At 42.4% G+C, this 15,458-nt stretch carries 13 protein-coding genes; 6 read left to right on the top strand and 7 right to left on the bottom strand.

Annotated elements, in window-relative coordinates; translation table 11 throughout:
• Positions 1-55 precede the first annotated feature (55 nt).
• The 3 genes from CHA01nite_RS02870 (at position 56) to CHA01nite_RS02880 (ending at position 3,622) form a co-directional block, all read left to right on the top strand.
• Positions 56-727 carry a LytR/AlgR family response regulator transcription factor gene (locus CHA01nite_RS02870; RefSeq protein ID WP_146939703.1) on the top strand — a complete coding sequence of 224 codons (672 nt, stop codon included), beginning with the start codon at positions 56-58 and terminating at the stop codon, positions 725-727.
• Between the two features lie 353 nt (positions 728-1,080).
• Positions 1,081-2,244: a T9SS type A sorting domain-containing protein gene (locus CHA01nite_RS02875; protein WP_146939704.1), complete on the top strand. Its 1,164-nt coding sequence runs from the start codon at positions 1,081-1,083 to the stop codon at positions 2,242-2,244.
• Between the two features lie 229 nt (positions 2,245-2,473).
• Positions 2,474-3,622: a methionine aminotransferase gene (locus CHA01nite_RS02880; RefSeq protein WP_146939705.1), complete on the top strand. Its 1,149-nt coding sequence runs from the start codon at positions 2,474-2,476 to the stop codon at positions 3,620-3,622.
• 261 nt (positions 3,623-3,883) lie between these two features.
• On the opposite strand, the gene CHA01nite_RS02885 is transcribed toward CHA01nite_RS02880, so the two are convergent.
• Complete coding sequence (locus tag CHA01nite_RS02885) at positions 3,884-4,648, bottom strand: SDR family NAD(P)-dependent oxidoreductase (protein WP_146939706.1); 765 nt, start codon at positions 4,646-4,648, stop codon at positions 3,884-3,886.
• A gap of 89 nt (positions 4,649-4,737) precedes the next feature.
• Positions 4,738-5,685 (bottom strand): helix-turn-helix domain-containing protein, encoded by a 948-nt coding sequence (locus CHA01nite_RS21110; protein ID WP_146939707.1) that lies wholly within the window; start codon positions 5,683-5,685, stop codon positions 4,738-4,740.
• Positions 5,686-5,835: 150 nt separating this feature from the next.
• Between CHA01nite_RS21110 and CHA01nite_RS02895 the strand changes: the two genes are divergently transcribed.
• The 3 genes from CHA01nite_RS02895 (at position 5,836) to CHA01nite_RS20445 (ending at position 6,596) form a co-directional block, all read left to right on the top strand.
• On the top strand, positions 5,836-6,015 hold the full coding sequence (locus tag CHA01nite_RS02895; protein WP_146939708.1) for a hypothetical protein: 180 nt from the start codon (positions 5,836-5,838) through the stop codon (positions 6,013-6,015).
• 241 nt (positions 6,016-6,256) lie between these two features.
• Entirely contained in the window at positions 6,257-6,418 is a 162-nt protein-coding gene (locus tag CHA01nite_RS20440; protein ID WP_170234673.1) for a hypothetical protein, read from the top strand.
• Positions 6,419-6,443: 25 nt separating this feature from the next.
• Positions 6,444-6,596 carry a hypothetical protein gene (locus CHA01nite_RS20445; protein WP_170234674.1) on the top strand — a complete coding sequence of 51 codons (153 nt, stop codon included), beginning with the start codon at positions 6,444-6,446 and terminating at the stop codon, positions 6,594-6,596.
• An 81-nt stretch (positions 6,597-6,677) separates the two neighbouring features.
• Here CHA01nite_RS20445 and ychF read toward each other — a convergent pair whose 3' ends face one another.
• The 5 genes from ychF to typA all read right to left on the bottom strand — a co-directional run bounded on the left by ychF (position 6,678) and on the right by typA (position 14,645).
• A complete protein-coding gene (gene ychF, locus CHA01nite_RS02905; RefSeq protein ID WP_146939710.1) occupies positions 6,678-7,769 on the bottom strand; it encodes a redox-regulated ATPase YchF in 1,092 nt (363 codons plus the stop codon).
• Between the two features lie 165 nt (positions 7,770-7,934).
• A complete protein-coding gene (locus CHA01nite_RS02910) occupies positions 7,935-8,486 on the bottom strand; it encodes a ferritin (protein ID WP_146939711.1) in 552 nt (183 codons plus the stop codon).
• A 654-nt stretch (positions 8,487-9,140) separates the two neighbouring features.
• Positions 9,141-10,721, bottom strand: coding sequence for a glycoside hydrolase family 10-like protein (locus tag CHA01nite_RS02915; RefSeq protein WP_146939712.1), 1,581 nt, complete (start codon positions 10,719-10,721; stop codon positions 9,141-9,143).
• A 181-nt stretch (positions 10,722-10,902) separates the two neighbouring features.
• Entirely contained in the window at positions 10,903-12,012 is a 1,110-nt protein-coding gene (locus tag CHA01nite_RS02920; protein WP_146939713.1) for a M23 family metallopeptidase, read from the bottom strand.
• A gap of 824 nt (positions 12,013-12,836) precedes the next feature.
• Positions 12,837-14,645, bottom strand: a complete 1,809-nt coding sequence (gene typA, locus CHA01nite_RS02925) for a translational GTPase TypA (protein WP_146939714.1) — start codon at positions 14,643-14,645, stop codon at positions 12,837-12,839.
• Positions 14,646-15,458 lie beyond the last annotated feature (813 nt).

A 15,458-nucleotide genomic window follows, 5' to 3' on the forward strand; every position in this document is an offset into this window, starting at 1 on the left:
GTATGTATTGAATTAAAAAACACCTGAAAACTAATTCCAAAACGACAATTAAACCATGAAAAATACATCGCACGCCTTCATTATCGGGAATAAAAAGAGCAGTAAATCCATTGCCATGATTCTGAAGAAAGAATTTCCGGAATTTGAGATCAATTTCTGTACGGAGAATTTTCATTCAGCTTCCGCTTATCTCAGTAAAAATCCGGCTGACGCTCCGGTAAATAATGCTGCCTTCTTTGATCTCTTATCGGCATTACAACAGAAATATTCATCCATTATTTTCATGACAGAATCTGAAGACTACCCCAATTCAACGCTTAAAAAAGAATTTGCCGGCAGTCCTGTGGATTCTGAAATCGTACTCAGCAGCAATACCGACGTCCGGTACAGCAAAACTTCGGTACCTCAGAGTAAAATCAATCTGCCGACACTGCAGGGCTTCAGGCGGGTAAATATCAATGAGATTATCCGCTGTGAAGCGGATTCCAATTATACTTTTATTTATATGCTTGATAAAACAAAGGTAATGTTTTCCAGAACACTGCATGATTTTGAAAAAAACTTATCCCATTACAACTTCTTCAGAATTCATCACAAACACCTGATCAATCTTGAGCATCTTAAGGAATATATCAAAGGAAAGGGCGGCCAGGTGGTAATGGCCGATAATTCCGTTCTGGATGTTTCCATACGACGGAAAAACGAATTTCTGCATAAAATGATTTAAGACCTGTTGAAATCTTTGATTATTCAACTCAAAGGCTTTCCGAGTTTATTTTTAACGTTATATCTATTACCTGAATCCAAGAAGGATTTTAGCCTCGGAAAATTAATGGATGTATTGGTTTTCAGGCAATATTCAATGAAAACCTCATCTTCAAGTCCATTTTAATCCGGTCATTAAGAAAAATGACGGAAAGTTTTCTCAATTAAAATCAGAAAAGCCCCTTAACAATTCACACTTATTTGATAAAATTCCGCATTTACTCATTTTCTGTTTTCATCTGATCATTACTGGTAGCGCAGGTGATCATACTTTGATACTTTTGGGAAACAAACAACCAAAAACAAAAACGTATTATGAAAACAAACAGATTATCTCTGAGAGTGCTGGCCGCCGCTTTAATTTTTTCAGCAACAGCCGCAAACGCCCAGTCCTGGCAAACCTTCGGAAACGGAGGGATGGGCTTTTCGAATTATGCGGGAACCACAAATTCGGTACCCTTTTACCTGAGGACCAACGGAGCGACCAATAATCCCGGTCAGGCTCTCTTAAATGAAACCGGATCATTTTTGGTGGAAAGCGGGAACAATTCCAATACGGCAAAAACCAAAGGAAGCCTCGTTGCCGGTTCAAATAATATTCTGGGAGTGAATGCCAACAGCTCCATGGTAAGCGGATGGCAGAATGACCTGTCTGATGGTGGAGGGGCCAACATTGTAGCGGGACAGGGAAACCGCGTGGTTAATCAGTCTGGCAAGTCCGTCGCTTTAGGATGGGTAAATACCATTGCGGCATCCAATCAGTTTGCCATTGGTGTAGGGGTAGAACTGAAGTCTTCTTATTCAGGAGGATTCGGGATAGACCTGATTGCAACGGGCGACCGGTCTTTTGTATTCGGCTCAGGAACCGGAGGCGGATCCAAACTTACCAATACCATTCCTTCATCCCTCATGTTCGGAGTTTCTTCAACCCCCACCATGCTGATCCAGGACCAGCTGGTGGGTATCGGCACAACATCCCCTACCGCCATCCTGCATACCAACGGCAAGGTACGGATGGAAAACCTGCCGAACGGAAGCGGCCGGGCATTAGTAGTAGACCCGAACGGTTATGTAATGGTGGCCAACAGCTATATTAACAGACCTTCCGGAGACCAGGCTGCAGAATTCCAGTCCCAGATCGACGATCTAAAAAAAGAAGTGCAGGAACTGAAAGATTTGCTGAAACAGAGCAGAACCAGTGTCGACATGAGCATGGTTTCCAATCAGCCTAAACTGTACCAGAATACCCCGAACCCGGCAAAAGGTGAAACCGTCATTAAATATTACCTTCCGAAAGAGGCAAATAATGCTTCCATCGGGATCTATACTGTTTCAGGACAGCTGATCAGGAATATTCCGCTCAGGGAAAAAGGAAACGGCAGTGTAACCCTGAACGGAATCCGCGGCGGATTTTATGTGTACAGCCTTTCAGTAGATGGTAAGAATACGGATACCAAAAAAATGATTATCCAGGATTAACATGATGCTTTCCAGGCACTATTTTCTTTATACCCAAAGCTGTCTCAGGACGGCTTTTTTTATACCGGGGTCATTCTTACAATCCGGGCTTGAAACGGAAGATCCCTGGATTCAGTTAAACAATAAAGAACCGGCATTGCTAAATGATGATATGTTTTGTATTTACTTAATAAAATTAATGGTCCATCCCCGATTTTTCCTTACATTCGGAATATAAAAACAACCGTTCATGATACAACTTCCTTTATCGAAGCTTTCTAATGTAGGAACAACTATTTTCAGCACAATGACCCAACTCGCCACTGAACACGAGGCCATCAATCTGTCTCAGGGTTTCCCGGATTTTACGGCAGATCCTGAATTGCTGGATTGTGTAAGCAGTTTTATAAAGCAGGGTTTTAACCAGTATGCGCCGATGGGCGGAATGATGGTTTTAAAGGAAGAAATTGCAAAAAAAATCGAAAACAGCCATAACGCTGTTTACCATCCCGATTCTGAAATTACGGTAACGGCAGGCGGAACCCAGGCCATTTTTACAGCCATTGCCGCTTTTGTTAAAAAAGACGACGAGGTAATCATTTTTGAACCGGCTTATGACTGTTATGAACCTACAGTAGAACTTTTCGGAGGTATTGTGAAGAGATTCGAAATGAAAGCTCCGGAGTATGAAATTGACTGGACTACTGTGAAAGACCTGGTTTCCGAAAAAACAAAGATGATCATCATCAATAACCCGAATAATCCGGCAGGAAAGATTTTTAAGGAACACGATGTCCGGGAACTGATAAAGATCGTTGAAAATACATCAATTCTTATCCTGAGTGATGAGGTGTACGAAAATATTGTTTTCGACGGAAAACAGCACCTCAGCATCTGCCGCTATCCGGAACTTAAAAACCGGAGCCTGATGGTTGCCTCTTTTGGAAAATTGTTTCACGTTACCGGCTGGAAAACCGGATATTGTGCGGCCCCGAAGTACCTGATGGATGAGTTCCGGAAAGTGCATCAGTTCAATGTATTTTCCGTTAATACACCGATGCAGCTTGCTTTAGCTGAATATATGAAAAACCCTGAGCATTATCAGTACCTGAATCGTTTTTTCCAGGAAAAAAGAGACTTTTTGAGAAAAGGACTGGCCGATACCTCATTTACGTTATTAGATTGTGAAGGAACATATTTCCAGGCGTTGCAGTATGACAAAATCTCTGATAAAAATGATTTTGATTTCGCCTCCGAACTGACGGTTACCCATAAAGTGACAAGTGTCCCGTTTTCATCATTTTATCAGAATAAACGGAACGACAAAGTGATCCGGTTGTGCTTTGCCAAAAAACAGGAGACCCTCGAAAAAGCGATTGGAAATTTAGCGAAGTTATAGAGTGATGTTAGCGTAAAGGCAGGAAGAGGGAAACTGGATGCTGGAAGCCTCTTCGGTCAAACAAACATTCACAGTCTTAAATATCAGATGATCCTGTTTTATTATATTAAAGGCAAATTTTATTTAATCCCTGATCATTTTCCTGTATTACATCATTGAAAACAAATATGATCGAATTATCATTAAAATAAAATCCCGGTGGTTTAAACTTTCAGCCACCGGGATTCTTTTATCTATACGTCTAAATTGTTTTGGCAGCTTTTACAGAAACATCCCTCCTGAAGCTTCAATACGCTGCCCGTTGATCCAGCCGGCATCTTCCGTACAGAGGAAAGCTACAACACCTCCGATATCGTCCGGAAGTCCGGCTCTTCCCAAAGCCGTAGCTCCGGCCACCATTGCATTCACCTGCCCGTCATCCCTCGTCCTGCCGCCACCGAAATCCGTTTCGATAGCTCCCGGCGCCACTACATTGGATTTGATTTTTCTAATCCCAAGCTCTTTAGCCTGGTACCTGGTAAGCATATCTACTGCCGCTTTGACCGATCCGTAAACAGATGATCCCGGAAGCGCAAAACGTGCCAGTCCCGACGAAACATTAATGATTCCGCCGCCTTCATTGATAAACGGCAGAAATTTCTGGGTTAAAAAGAAGACGCCTTTGAAGTGGATATCCACGATCTCATCCAGCTGTTCTTCGGTAACTTCAGGAATCGGAGCATATAAAGCGGTTCCAGCATTATTGACAAGGAAATCGATGTTGCGGCTTCCCGTATTTTGTTCCAGATGATCACCTAAAGTCTTCACCAGGGCATCAAAGCTGTTCACATTTCTGGTATCCAGCTGATAGGCAATTGCTTTCCTGCCCAATGCCTGAATTTCAGCGACGGTATTTTCCGCTTCTTCCTTATTGCTATGGTAGGTAATAATTACATCAAGTCCTTTTTGGGCAATTTTTAAAGCTGAGTTTTTACCTAATCCCCGGCTTCCTCCTGTTACCAAAGCGATTTTTGTTCTTGTTTCCATTATTAAAATTATTTTTTGATGTGGTAAAGTTCAGGTAATTGAAGCATCCGGCACTTATCCGATTCAAATGTAAATTTGTAAAATTCAAATCAGGAACGGAATTCCAGAGGACCCATCGAGGTTTTCTTCTTAAAGAAATTAGAAAAATGGGCAACTTCCTCGAATCCCAGTGCATAAGCGATCTCCGAAACATTCCACCGGGTCTGCTTCAAAAGGATTTTAGCTTCCTGGATTATCCGTTCCGCAATAATTTCAGTCGTGGTTTTCCCGGTGTTCTCTTTCAGTTTTTTATTCAGATAATTGACATGAACGGCCAGCCGGTCTGCATAATCCTTTGCGGTTTTAAGCTGCAGCCGCTGTTCGGAAGACCCAATAGGAAACTGCCTTTCCAGAAGTTCTACAAATAGCGAAACTACCCTTACGGAAGCATTGTAGGACGTTGACAGCTTCGAAGCAGGCTGAAGTTTCTGACCGTAATGAATGAGTTCCAGCAAATAATTCCGGATCAGGTCATATTTAAAAATATAATCGGAAGAGATTTCGTTTTTAATTTTAGTATACAGAAGTTCAATCTCATCAGCCAGCTTATCCTCTATTTCAAATAACGGAACGTTTCCCGGCTGAAAAATCGGAAGGTCTTCCAAAGTAGTGTAGGATTTATCCCTCATAAAAAAATCTTCGGTAAATACACAGAAACTTCCTGACTGTTCCGGATCTTCAGGAATCCAGTGATAGGGAACCCTGGGTGTGGCGAAGAGTAAAGCATTTTTTCTGATCTGAATCACTTTATCGGCATATTCAGCACGGTTTTTACCCCTGATCAGACTGATCTTGTAATATTTCCTACGGTTATAAGGCATTTCTGAAGTTGCTTTTACTTTCTCAAGGGTCTGGGCAATATCAAAAACATTGAAATGGCCGATATCTTTATGCAGGCCCTTTGGAAAAACCGACTCGAGATCCGTTCCGAGCTTGGCCGTTATTTCACGATAAAAATCATCCAGCGAAGTATAATTTGTATGAACTGTCTTTTCCATAAAAGGGATTTGTAAAATTCAAATGTAAGAAATAAAAAATTTGACAAAAAAAATTATATACCCTAATTTTTTTTATTTTTTTCATGCTAAAGTGATTTAGTATTCAATTATTTCATAATTTAGTGACAATTAAATTAAACTTAATTCAATATGAAAAATCAAAATCTGATTAACGGAAAGAAACTGAACAAAAAACAATTGCGGTCTATCGCCGGCGGATTACTAAACTGTATGGAACCGATCCTCTGTACCGATCCTCCATGCGATCCGACAGCCTCTATGTGTACGAGAATTTCACCCGCATGCGCACAGGCAGAATGCCGTCCTTAATAATCTAAAATAATTTGTATTATGAAAAATCAAAACTTAATCAACGGAAAGAAATTAAACAAAAAACAGCTACGTTCTATTACAGGTGGGCTTTTGAATTGTTTAGAAACCAACTGTCCTACATTAGGAGGGTGTCCGATCTTAAATGAATATGGTTGTATTACCATTTCAAAAGTATGCGCACAGAAGGAATGCAAATCATAACAGCGATCTAATTTTACACCAATCTAAATCCATCAATATGAAAAATCAAAACCCGTTAAAAGGAAAAAAGCTGGATAAAAAACAGCTCAGATCAATCACCGGAGGATTACAGCAGTGCATCGATCCATTTACAGGACAATGCAAAAGCTACGGCAGGCAGTGTGCGGAATTTGAATGCCGCTATGTTATAGAGCCCTAATCAAAAAATCACTAAATCTTTTATTATGAAAAATAAAAATGCATTAAACAGGAAACAGTTACAGTCTATTTTAGGCGGAAAGGAAATGTGCTTCGACATCATGACGGGCGAATGTAAAAAATATGGCCCGTTCTGTGGAGAAAGAGAATGCCAGATCATTCCGGAGATCGAATTGTAAACCAATAGCTTAATTTTAGGCAAAAAACGCTCCGGAAATTATTTCCGAAGCGTTTTTTTATATAACTAACTTTAATACTTTTTATACGTTGAATCTGAAGTGCATGATATCACCATCTTTCACGATGTATTCTTTTCCTTCTACCGAAAGCTTTCCGGCTTCTTTGATCTTTACCTCAGAACCGTAGGTTACATAATCATCATATTTGATCACCTCTGCACGGATAAAACCTTTCTCAAAGTCGGTATGAATTACTCCGGCAGCCTGAGGAGCAGTCCATCCCTGTCCGATGGTCCATGCTCTTACTTCCTTCACGCCGGCCGTAAAATAGGTCTGGAGTTTCAGAAGATCATAAGCTTTTCTGATCAGACGGTTGACGCCAGGCTCGGTAAGTCCCAGTTCATCCAGGAAAATTTCCCGTTCCTCAAACGTTTCCAATTCGTTGATGTCGGCTTCGATCTGTGCAGCCAAAACAACCACTTCAGCACCTTCGCCCTTCGCCATTTCTTCAATTTTACCGATCCACTCGTTTCCGTTTTTAATGGAGTTTTCATCCACGTTACAGACGTACAGCACCGGCTTATTCGTCAACAACTGAATTTCACCGATAATCGATTTCGTGGTATCGTCGGTAGCGAATTCTCTTGCATTCTTACCGTCTTCCAGGAATTTTTCAAGACTCTGAAGGGTTTCATAAACCAGGATATCATCTTTCTTACCTGATTTGATGAATTTCTTTGCCTTTTCAACCGCTTTTCCTACGGTCTCAAGATCTTTCAGCTGCAGTTCGATGTCAATAATTTCTTTATCTCTCAGAGGATCTACCGAACCTTCTACGTGGACGATATTTCCATTATCAAAACATCTTAAAACATGGATGATCGCTTCGCACTCGCGGATGTTGGCCAGAAACTGGTTTCCAAGCCCCTCTCCTTTGCTGGCTCCTTTTACAAGACCTGCAATATCCACGATCTCTACGACTGCCGGCAAAACTCTCTCAGGTTTTACTATTTTTTCCAGCTCAAACAACCGGTGATCCGGTACGGAAACCGTTCCGAGATTCGGTTCGATGGTACAGAAAGGATAGTTGGCCGACTGGGCTTTGGCGTTGCTCAGGCAGTTAAAAAGAGTTGATTTACCTACATTCGGTAAGCCTACGATTCCACATTTCATAACGTAAGATTCAAAGTTTAATGTTTAACGTTCAGAATTGATGTTATAAAAACCCTGAACTTTCAGCGGGCAAAGATAGTGAATTTAACGGGAGTTTCATAATAAAAAAATCTGCCGGGACTCGGCAGATCTTAATAAATTTTCTTTCAGTGGGTGTGTTGTATTTTATGGATTAGCGCCAGTGGCATCCTGTGCCTGCTCAGCATCATCCGGTAAGGTTTCAAGGGTTTTATCAAGTGCAAACAGGGATTCATCGGAAGCACGGTCTCCTCCCGCAATCTTAAGTTTATCGATCAGGTTCATCGCAAAAGTTTCTTCTTCAATCTGTTCTTTTACAAACCATTGCAGGAAATTCCATGAAGCCCAGTCTTTTTCTTCAAAGGCCATATCCACCAGCTTGTAAATTCCCGTTGTGTTATTTACCTCGTGCTGAAAAACAAGATCAAAGCAATGGGTCAGGCTGGTCGGTTCCTCTCCGGGTGCCGCAAGCTCGGTGATCTTCGGCTTTCCGCCCCTGTTCAGCACATACTGCATGAATTTTACCGCATGGTCTCTCTCTTCCTGAGCATGACGGAATAAAAAGTTGGAGATTCCGGCATATCCTTTATCAGCGGCCCAGATTCCATATGAAAAATAGGTTCTCGACTGAAGATCCTCCGTATTCATCTGATCGCTCAGCGCCTGTTCAAGTTTAGCCGAAAGTCTGTTGGTATTCATAATTTATATTTTTTAAAGTGATTATGAATCTACCGATGCAAAAATAGTTCCGATAAGTCCTGCCATTTTATCAGTTTCAATCTTATTTTTTCATAAAACCCTGAAATACTATATTTTATACCGTAATTTAAAGTTATTCTAAACTTCTGCCGGGAATTTTAAGGTGTCAGTCCTCCCTTTTTATCACTTATTTTTCAGGAGCTTTTTCCCGCTTTCCGTTGCAATCTTTTTTTTCAAAAAAGGATTTCCACTGCAATCGGGGCTAGAGTGGCAGCCTTTATTTCGCCCTTCGGCCCGATATCAATAGTGAACTCAGCTTTGCCGGTGAACCGTGAATTTCCTGACATTAATGAGAAAATAAGTGTGAGTTTAGCATTGATGATTGATTTTTTACTTAAAAAAATTAATTATTGACTATTCACTTGCGCAGCAAAATTCAACTTTCCAAAATCACCCCGACAAAAATTCGGAGGGGAATTTTCCGGTTAAGGTATTTATTTCAGACTTTTCATTTTATTATTTGTTAGAATGGATCTTTGGCACCATTCAAGGCTATTGACCATAAAATTCACCATTCACTTGCACTATAAACAGGTATAAAAAAATTCCCGTAGACCGAACTACAGGAATCAGGTTGTTTTAAGAATCAATCCGTTATTTCAGCATTTTTGCCGTATAATCGCTTTCGTTGCCCAGCCGGTCTACGGCTTTAATGGCGGCGGCGTTCAGTGATTTGCCGTCTTTTGTTTTAGGGATTTCTTTGGAAATCTGATCGAGGGTCAGGATTTCGGTTTCCCATACGCCATTGTATTGGGTGAACAGAACCCATTGGAAAACATCTTTTATATTCTTAACACTCCAGCTGACCTGTACGGAATTTCCGTTGTCTTTGACGAAGAGGCTTGGGGTCTGCAATGGGATGGTTTTAATCCAGGGTGATTTCGGAACCAGCGCTTTCTCTTTATAGGGACCATTTTTAAGCACCGGAAGCATACCTGCATTTTTCGTGAGTCCGGCGATGCTCCAATGAACTTCCCCGGCGTCGTTGCCTAAAACCTGTCTTGAAACTTCAATCTGGTTTTTAATCTCTGCCGGCCGGTCCGAAGACCTGACTTCTACGGTGTTCAGTCCCGGCCAAAGGTGGCGGTTCATGGTGTTCTCAGACTTCCACCAGCTCAGCAATGCCTCAAAAGGCTGACCTTTGGATTCGATCGGCCAGTAGAGCTGGGGCGAGAAATAATCCACCCACCCTTTATTCAGCCATAATTTGGCATCGGCATACAGCTCGTCATACTGCGAAGAACCGGTAATCCCTGCCGGATATCCCGGCTTCCAGATCCCGAACGGACTGATCCCGAATTTAACATAGTTTTTCTCGGCATGGATTTCTTTATAAATCCGCTCCACAAATTTATTTACATTATCCCTTCTCCAGTCGGCCCTGCTTAAAGTTCCGCCGCTGCTTACATAGGCATTCCAGGTTTTGGTATCAGGGAAATCCGCCCCTTTGTTGTAAGTAGCATACGGATAAAAATAATCATCGAAATGCACGGCATCGATGTCGTATCTTTTAACAATGTCTTTCACAACATTGGAAACATGTCCCTGCGTTTTCGGATCGGCAGGATCAAACCAGTACATCCCGTTTTTCAGCCGGATCACAATATCCGAAAGTTTATTCACCATCGACAGGCTGTTCGGAGAACCTCCGTTGGAATGGTGGGCCCGGTACGGATTCAGCCAGACATGAAGCTCAAGTCCCCTTTTATGCGCTTCTTCAGTCCAGAACTGCAGCGGGTCATAATTCGGATGGGGCGCAACGCCGGTCTGTCCCGTTAAAAAGTATGACCACGGTTCCAGGCTGCTGGTATATAAAGCATCGGCAGAGGGCCTGGCCTGGAAAATCACCGCATTGAAATTATTATTGCTCAGCATATCCAGCATGGCAATCGCTTCCGCCTTCTGCTGGTCTACCGATAAATTGTTTCTTGAGGGCCAGTTGATGTTCGCGACACTCGCAATCCATGCACCGCGGAATTCCCTTTTAATTTCGGGAAGGACGGTCCTGAATGTTTCATTAGCCGGCGGGATGGCAGCCACCGGTTCAGGCGGGAGATCCGGTTTTGGCTTTGAGGCGGGAGTTTTTACGGGAGTTGCCGCTTTTTGTGAGGCACAGGAAGTCAGCGTAACGGCTGAGCACAAAATGAGGGTATATTTAATATTCCGGAGGTTCATATAACAAAAATAAGGCTAATCTTTTATTTTTAAATCATAGGGATCAATGAAGTTTTACACATTAAAGGAGATTTTCCATGTAACCTGCTGTCTTTCCAGGAATCCATACTTCAATTGATCTGATATGAAAAATGATTGATTCATGTAGTTTAAATAAGTCTCGAGCCGATCAAACAATCCGTTATTTCTGCAAACGCTCCCTTTGTACAAAGCCTTCCAGGTTATCTGCCGTTTTCACATGATACCAGGAGCCAAATGCAGTCAGGATCTTAACAGGAATCTTACTGCTGACCAGAGTAAAACTTTCATATTTCGTTCCCGGACCTGAACGGAGATTGGTTCCCACCCTGATCCGCTTTTCTTCCGGTATTTTTGTTGTGGAACCGAAAGCCTGCACCAGCCGTTTGCGGATGTACGGATATGGATCCACTGCCCCGCCGGCTGTATAGATCCCGAAATGCAAATGGGTCGGACCGCCGGCAGCATTGCCTGTATTTCCGATTCTGCCGAGGGTATCCCCGGTCTTTACCTGCCTCCCGCCTTCCGTCAGGATGCTGTCCAGATGCGCATAATAGTAGGAATTCCCCAGGATGCCATCCCGTAGCCAGACCTGTTTCCCGCCAAGCCCCTGGTTTCCGGTACGGGTGATGACGCCATCCGTTACCGCCACCACAGGCGTTCCGCGGGGTGCAAAAATATCGACGCCTTCATGGCTTCTTCCGCCGCCATCCCGGCTGGCTCCCCAAAAACTCTGGACCTCACGGTTGCCTTTTCCCGCTACCGGAAATGCAGTGGATGGCTGGGTGTATATTTTCAGTTCAAATGTATTCCGGTATCCGATTTCAGGCTGAATAACCACTTTATGTACACCGCTGGTTTCGGTAAACCGGGTGAACTTTCCATTTTCCAGAATTTCGCTTTTGGTTTTTCCGGTATCTGTACCCGCCTCAAAGACATCAACAAATATTTTGGTCTGCGGGGCCACTCCCGATGTTTCAATAACTAACAGGTCACCCTGTTTCAGTTCGAGAAAATAGCCAACAGCCTCCTGTTGCGCCTGATCAGCAAAGAAGGTAAAGGTATTGCTTTCTCCTATCGTAAGACGGCTGGCAACGGCGGAAGAGAAACTGTTCTTCCATTGCACCATCAGGCTGTCGGCACCGGAATAGCTGCGCTCGTAGCGGGTCCGTTCGGAAGCCTCAAAGATTTTATCCGGGAATTTCAGTTCCTTACAGGCTGTTACTGAAATAATGATGATGAATAGAAAGCATATTTGTCTGATGGTATTCATGACAGACGGAAGTACAAAAACTTGGCCGCGTGAGTTGTTTGACAGGTATTGCGCTGATAACGATAAACTTTTTAGCAAATAAGTCACACTAGATTTTTAGACTAATGGACTGAGCATACTTTCAGAAAACATAAGATTTAAAATCAAAGATTTTTAACAGTTCCGGTCTTAATCGATTTCTGTCGGTGGAATTTAGCGACAAAGAAATAAAAGGTATTCGTGTTGTACAGAGAAATTAGATGATTTATGCCGACAAAATGTACTAAGTTTTAAAATCCCGAAAAAATTCACAGATTCCTTCGATAATATAAATAATAATGAGACAAATCAAAGGTTTCATATTTACCGATGCGATGTAAGAGCCTGTTTAAATTTACCTTTTATATTTTAACATTAAGAATTTAAGGCATTTTAGCTTAAAAAATCAATATGTCGGTTGCCCGGCAATATTCAATTAAGTCAATTGAAATCATCGTATTAAAGTGAAGAATAAACAAAGTTTATTTAATTCAGAAAATTAAGAGAAATGACGGAAAGTTTGATGAATTAAAATTTTAAACAGGCTCTAAGATTTCTTCTTTAAGGACCTGGATCGGCTGTGTATTTTGACACCGGGATGCACCCGGTGCTGTTGATAAGCCGCCCTTTCAGGGCTCAATAATAAGGAACGCCTATCCGGTAGCTTAGCGGAGCTGAAGCCGCATCGTTTATCTATGAAAATATGTGCGATCTGTAGGAAATAAAAAGCCTTCCGCAATAAACGGAAGGCCTGTATGATATTTAGAGCAATGACGAAAAGGCCGGTGCTCTGATCAATGTTGAAATTAAGCTTTCGCTCCTCTTTCTACTCTTTTTCTGTCTTCTTCGGAAAGGATTTTCTTTCTCATACGGATGAAATTCGGGGTCACTTCAATGGCTTCATCACCCTGGATGTATTCCATGCATTCTTCCAGAGAGAATAAGATTTTCGGTGCTACACCGGTATCTTTGTCTTTTCCGGAGGCTCTCATGTTGTTCAGCTGTTTTGCTTCCACAATGTTTACCACAAGGTCGCCCGGTTTGTTCTGCTCACCGATGATCATCCCTGCATAGATCTCCTCACCCGGATCAACGAAGAACTTCCCTCTGTCCTGAAGTTTGGCAATCGAGTATTCTGTAGCCGGCCCCTGCGTCTTGCTGATCAGTACCCCGTTGTTTCTTCCCGGAATCGCTCCTTTGAAAGGTTTGTATTCCGTAAAACGGTGTGCCATGATCGCTTCACCAGCAGTAGCCGTAAGCATCTGGGAACGCAATCCGATCAGTCCTCTTGAAGGAATTTCGAATTCCATGTGCTGCATTTCCCCCTTGGTTTCCATAATGTGAAGATCCCCTTTTCTCTGGGTAGCCAAATCGATTACTCTTGAAGCATATTCTTCAGGAACGTCTACGACCAAAGATTCATAAGGCTCCAGTTTTTGTCCGTTTTCATCTTCTCTCAGGATTACCTGCGGCTGACCGATCGTCATTTCATACCCTTCCCTTCTCATGGTTTCAATAAGAACGGATAAGTGAAGGATCCCTCTACCGAATACTAAGAAGGTATTGGCATCATCCGTCTGCTGAACCCTTAATGCCAGGTTTTTCTCCAATTCCTTGGTTAACCTCTCTTTCAGGTGATTGGAGGTAACATATTTCCCGTCTTTTCCGAAGAACGGAGAGTTGTTGATGGAGAACGTCATGTTCAGCGTAGGCTCGTCGATGGCCGTTCTTTCCAATGGCTCAGGATTTTCAAGATCTACGAATGAATCCCCGATCTGGAAAGCGTCGAAACCTACTACGGCACAGATGTCCCCTGCCTGAACTTCAGTTACTTTTTTCTTTCCTAATCCTTCAAAAACGTAAAGTTCTTTTACTTTTCCTTTTACGATTTTACCGTCTGCCTGGGCAAGACCGATCCATTGTGATTCTTTCAGTTCGCCTCTCGTTACTTTTCCGATGGCTATTCTTCCTAAGAAAGAAGAGAAATCCAGGGAAGTAATCTGCATCTGAAGATTTCCTTCGGTTACCTGCGGAGCCGGAACGTACTGTAAGATCCCGTCCAATAACGGTAAGATATCTTCCGTCTGCTCCAGAGAGGTGTTGAACCATCCCTGTTTTGAAGATCCGTAGAACGTAGGGAAATCCAGTTGCTCTTCAGTAGCTTCAAGGTTGAAGAACAGATCGAATACCTGATCGTGAACTTCGTCCGGACGGCAGTTCGGCTTGTCTACCTTGTTGATTACCACCAATGGTCTCAATCCTAATTCCAACGCTTTCTGAAGTACGAAACGGGTCTGCGGCATCGGCCCTTCGAAGGCATCCACCAACAGGATTACCCCGTCTGCCATTTTCAATACCCTTTCCACTTCCCCACCGAAGTCGGCGTGACCGGGGGTATCGATTACGTTGATTTTTGTGTCTTTATACGTAACAGAAATATTTTTGGATAAAATGGTAATTCCTCTCTCTCTTTCAAGATCATTATTATCCATTATCAGTTCTCCACTTTCCTGATTTTCTCTGAAAATGTTCGTAGCATGAATGATTTTATCAACCAGAGTCGTCTTCCCGTGGTCAACGTGTGCGATGATCGCAATATTTCTAATGTTTTGCATGAATGATTTTTACGGGTGCAAAAATAGTGATTTTAAATCAAATACCGTGTATGAAGACCAATAATTTAACAAATTCATAATGAGAACTTTAGTCTGGAAACTAAAAAAGCCGTGTTCAAACCTTCAAGGTTTTGAAAACCTTGAAGGTTTAAGAAAGTCTTGATTTTAATCCTATCTGTTTTTCGATTTTGATTAGTTGCCGAAGAAAGAAGGGCTTGGACACATAAGTCACATGAGATTTCAGATTGATGGATAGCGCATATTTCAGAGTACATCAGAGTAAAAGTCAAAGATTTTTTGAAGATTGTCTTTGAATGGAATGACCATCTGGTGGATGAGCGGAGCCGAAGCTACACTTTCAATACAAACTGCTGAATATTAACCACAAAAGCAACAAAAGATATACATGCTGTATAAAAAAAAGCGAAATGATACATGCAGAAAAAGTCCATAAAAGTATTTAAAAATCAAAGATTTTGGATCTGTTAAGCTTGACATCACTGAGGTGGCTGAGGCTCCCGAAGCCCCGGGATCCGGAGCACGTTGTCCTCATAACTCACGGTCCGTTCTCATTCCCCTCCTGTGGAGGGGTGTCGAAAATCCGGAGGATTTTTGACAGGGTGGTTTGAAAACTGTGTCTACGTGGCTGACGGGTTTGTAAGCATATATAAGTGTAGATACGAGTCCGGAGGCTTTCGCAACCAGTTATTAAATCTGTTTAGAAAACAATATTCCGTAAGAATAATATCTGTGCAGGAAAAAATCCACTACGAACAGCACGCCGTAGGTGCGCGATCTACCCCTATACAACAC

The sequence above is a fragment of the Chryseobacterium hagamense genome (assembly GCF_007991455.1).
In the GTDB taxonomy this organism is placed as follows: domain Bacteria; phylum Bacteroidota; class Bacteroidia; order Flavobacteriales; family Weeksellaceae; genus Chryseobacterium; species Chryseobacterium hagamense.

What these genes read in the sequence shown, in the direction of transcription:
- CHA01nite_RS02870 (WP_146939703.1), top strand. Translation starts at nt 56, where the DNA reads ATGAAAAATACATCGCACGCCTTCATTATCGGGAATAAAAAGAGCAGT.
- CHA01nite_RS02875 (WP_146939704.1), top strand. Translation starts at nt 1,081, where the DNA reads ATGAAAACAAACAGATTATCTCTGAGAGTGCTGGCCGCCGCTTTAATT.
- CHA01nite_RS02880 (WP_146939705.1), top strand. Translation starts at nt 2,474, where the DNA reads ATGATACAACTTCCTTTATCGAAGCTTTCTAATGTAGGAACAACTATT.
- CHA01nite_RS02885 (WP_146939706.1), bottom strand. Translation starts at nt 4,648, where the DNA reads ATGGAAACAAGAACAAAAATCGCTTTGGTAACAGGAGGAAGCCGGGGA.
- CHA01nite_RS21110 (WP_146939707.1), bottom strand. Translation starts at nt 5,685, where the DNA reads ATGGAAAAGACAGTTCATACAAATTATACTTCGCTGGATGATTTTTAT.
- CHA01nite_RS02895 (WP_146939708.1), top strand. Translation starts at nt 5,836, where the DNA reads ATGAAAAATCAAAATCTGATTAACGGAAAGAAACTGAACAAAAAACAA.
- CHA01nite_RS20440 (WP_170234673.1), top strand. Translation starts at nt 6,257, where the DNA reads ATGAAAAATCAAAACCCGTTAAAAGGAAAAAAGCTGGATAAAAAACAG.
- CHA01nite_RS20445 (WP_170234674.1), top strand. Translation starts at nt 6,444, where the DNA reads ATGAAAAATAAAAATGCATTAAACAGGAAACAGTTACAGTCTATTTTA.
- ychF (WP_146939710.1), bottom strand. Translation starts at nt 7,769, where the DNA reads ATGAAATGTGGAATCGTAGGCTTACCGAATGTAGGTAAATCAACTCTT.
- CHA01nite_RS02910 (WP_146939711.1), bottom strand. Translation starts at nt 8,486, where the DNA reads ATGAATACCAACAGACTTTCGGCTAAACTTGAACAGGCGCTGAGCGAT.
- CHA01nite_RS02915 (WP_146939712.1), bottom strand. Translation starts at nt 10,721, where the DNA reads ATGAACCTCCGGAATATTAAATATACCCTCATTTTGTGCTCAGCCGTT.
- CHA01nite_RS02920 (WP_146939713.1), bottom strand. Translation starts at nt 12,012, where the DNA reads ATGAATACCATCAGACAAATATGCTTTCTATTCATCATCATTATTTCA.
- typA (WP_146939714.1), bottom strand. Translation starts at nt 14,645, where the DNA reads ATGCAAAACATTAGAAATATTGCGATCATCGCACACGTTGACCACGGG.